At 70.8% G+C, this 356-nt stretch carries 1 protein-coding gene; it reads right to left on the bottom strand.

The window, feature by feature from the left end:
• Nucleotides 1–356: RNA-guided endonuclease InsQ/TnpB family protein (locus IF47_RS0127045; RefSeq protein WP_031511693.1), on the bottom strand; the 356-nt coding region annotated here is incomplete at both ends.

The following is a 356-nucleotide window of genomic DNA, read 5'->3' as shown; positions in this document are numbered from 1 at the left end:
GGCAGCACCTCTTCCGGGCCGGTCTCGACGACGAAGCTCGCGAAATACCGGCCCGCGCCGTCCTTGACCACCGTCACCGTGGACGGCGTCGACGGCAGCACCCGCGACCACTTCACCTTCAGGTCGCCGATCTTCGGCAGACGCAGCTTCTGCCCCGGCGTGATCGACCAGCGGGCGTTCGCGGTGAACCGCACCGCCTGCCGGGTGTCCTTGCGGGACTTGTACCGGGGCGCGCCCATGCGCGGGCGCTTGCCCTTCAGGCCGGCGAAGAAGTTCCGGTACGCGGTGTCCAGGTCCCGCAGGGACTGCTGAAGGACGACCGCCGAGACCTCGCCGAGCCAGGCCCGCTCCGGGGT

This window comes from Streptomyces megasporus (assembly GCF_000718985.1).
Classification (GTDB): Bacteria; Actinomycetota; Actinomycetes; order Streptomycetales; family Streptomycetaceae; genus Streptomyces; species Streptomyces megasporus.
The sequence above is the reverse complement of the archived record's forward strand: the minus strand, read 5'-3'. Positions and strand labels throughout refer to the sequence as shown.